The organism is Mesorhizobium sp. M7D.F.Ca.US.004.03.1.1 (assembly GCF_003998635.1).
Taxonomy (GTDB): domain Bacteria; phylum Pseudomonadota; class Alphaproteobacteria; order Rhizobiales; family Rhizobiaceae; genus Mesorhizobium; species Mesorhizobium loti.
The window spans coordinates 1-2,264 of record NZ_RZQG01000927.1 but is presented as its reverse complement, the minus strand read 5'-3'; the positions used below and the strand labels follow the sequence as shown (position 1 = coordinate 2,264).

Genomic DNA, 2,264 nt, shown 5'->3' with positions numbered 1-2,264 from the left:
GCCTTGTCATCTCGCAATCGGCACAGGCGGAGAACGCCCAGAGCGGACAGGTTTTCGGCCTTTATGGACCCGCCGGGGCGGATCCGGCGCTTCTCGCCTGTGCGCTGGCCAAGGCAGCCGAACTTGGCATCGACCATTGTGCCGGCCTGACGGTTTGCAGCGACATCTTCTATCACCCTGAAGGACGCGGCCGTTTTGCCGATGCGCAGGCGGCCGGAGCTCTGGGCGTCGATATGGAAACCAGCGCACTCTATCGCATCGCCGCGCATTTCGGGGCTCGCGCGCTGTCGATGTGCGTCGTGGTCGACAACATCGAGACCGGTGAACTGACCGATTATTCCGAACGCCAGGCGCTTTTCACCGACATGAGCCGTCTGGCGCTCGCTGTTGCAGCAGAGAGCTAGAATACGGGTCTACTGGGTCAGTCCCTTGCGTACGGCAGCCACATCGTCGGATGAGACCGCCGCAGCCGCGTTGCCCCAACTGGCGCGCACATAGGTCAAGACGTCGGCGATTTCCTGGTCTTTCAGGCGCCAGGCCAGGGAGGGCATGGCAGGCGTCGTTGGCGCGTCCGCCGTGTGCACGGCCTGGCTTCCGGCGAGGACGAGCCTGGCCAGCGTTTCGGAACTGCCCTGGGCGACGATCGAGTTGCCGGCAAGGGAAGGGAAAAGCACGCCCGCCCCGGCGCCATCCCCACCATGACAGGCCGAACAATTGTCACGGTAGACTGCCTCGCCCGTGGCCATCCGTGTCTCGTCAGGCTTTGCCGGTTGGGTGTTGCCGGCGTCCGAGCCCAAGCTCTTGAGATAGACGGCTACCGCCTTCAGATCCGGATCGATCATTTTCGACGTGGAATTTTCGATGGCTTCCGCCATCGGACCTGAGGCAATCGAATGCGCGTTGACGCCGGTCTTGAGGTATTTGACCAGGTCCTCTTCCGACCATGCGCCCAAGCCCGATTGCGCATTGTTGGTGATGTCAGGGGCAAACCAGCCTTGCAGGGAGGCGCCTTGCAGGAATTCGCTATCTTTGTCCGCTCCAAGAAAGGATTTGGGCGTGTGACAGGTGCCGCAGTGTCCGGACCCCTGGACGATATAGGCGCCGCGGTTCCATTCCGCCGATTTGGAGGAATCCGGCTGAAAGCTTGCTTCGGTGAAGTTGAGGGCGTTCCAGCCCAGCATCGCCAGCCGAATGTTCAACGGGAACGGCAGCTGATTGGCCTCGACCTTGTTCGATACCGGTTCAACTGACGTCAGATAGGCCCACAGGTCGGCGAGATCGCCATCGTTCATCCTGGTGTAGGCGGGGTAAGGCATTGCGGGGTAAAGCCGCACGCCATTGTGGCCGATGCCGGACTTCATCATGTTACGGAAATCGGCTTCCGACCAATTGCCGATGCCCGTCTCGCCGTCGGGGGTTATGTTGGGTGGCACAAGCGCGCCGAACGGCGTTTCGAGCGGCAGGCCGCCAGCCAGCGGTTTGCCCCCGGCCTGGGTGTGACAGCCTGCGCAGTCGCCGAGCACGGCCTGATACTGTCCGCGTATGATCTGGTCCGCCTGGTCGGCACTCCATGCTGGAGCGATGGCGAGCGCCAAGGCGCCGATGGCGAGCGTGAAAATGAGCTTCTTCATGCTTGCACCAGGGGTGCACCCGGATTGCGCAGATATTGATTGCGAATGGCATCGGCGGCACGGAAGGCGAGCGCGCCGACTGTTCCCGTCGGGTTCTTGCCGGCGTTCTGCGGGAAGGCCGAAGCGCCGATGACGAAGACGTTGGGGACGTCCCAGCTCTGGAGATAGGTGTTGACCGCGCTTCTCCTGGGGTCCGTTCCCATGATGGCGCCGCCCGTATTGTGGGTGCTCTGGTAGGGGACGCTGTCCCAGCCCTTCTTGCGGCGGCTGACGGTGTATTGCTTGCCACCGAGCGCCTTGGCGATCTCCTCCATCCGGTCGCATAGATAGTTCGACATCCGGATGTCGTTGTCGGGAAAATCGAACGTCATGCGCATCAGCGGCCGGCCGAAACGATCTTTGTAGGTCGGGTCGAGATCGAGGTAATTGTTGCGCGTCGCATAGCTGCTTCCCTGTGACGAGTAGCCAAGCGTGCTCTTGTAGCCCTCGACGGTCGCCTTCTTCCAGGCGCTGCCCCATTTCGGTGTGCCGGGCAGGGTCGGCCTGGTTCCGATCGGACGCCCGTTGGTCGGTATGCAGTTGATGCCCGCGCCGCCGACGAAATCCAGGGCGCCATGATCGAAAGCATCACCA

General features: G+C 62.4%; 2 protein-coding genes and 1 pseudogene. 1 reads left to right on the top strand and 2 read right to left on the bottom strand.

What is annotated here, in order from left to right; all coding sequences use genetic code 11:
• Nucleotides 1-404: pseudogene (locus tag EN935_RS32025) on the top strand (purine-nucleoside phosphorylase); the annotation flags it as partial.
• A gap of 9 nt (nucleotides 405-413) precedes the next feature.
• Here EN935_RS32025 and EN935_RS32020 read toward each other — a convergent pair.
• Both EN935_RS32020 and EN935_RS32015 read right to left on the bottom strand, forming a co-directional pair.
• Complete coding sequence (locus EN935_RS32020) at nucleotides 414-1,631, bottom strand: cytochrome c (protein ID WP_127374016.1); 1,218 nt, start codon at nucleotides 1,629-1,631, stop codon at nucleotides 414-416.
• A partial coding sequence (locus tag EN935_RS32015) for a GMC oxidoreductase (RefSeq protein WP_164771530.1) occupies nucleotides 1,628-2,264 on the bottom strand: 637 nt, incomplete at its 5' end. The genes EN935_RS32020 and EN935_RS32015, both read right to left, overlap by 4 nt.

Coding starts and splice junctions, on each gene's coding strand:
- EN935_RS32020 (WP_127374016.1), bottom strand. CDS start 1,631: ATGAAGAAGCTCATTTTCACGCTCGCCATCGGCGCCTTGGCGCTCGCC.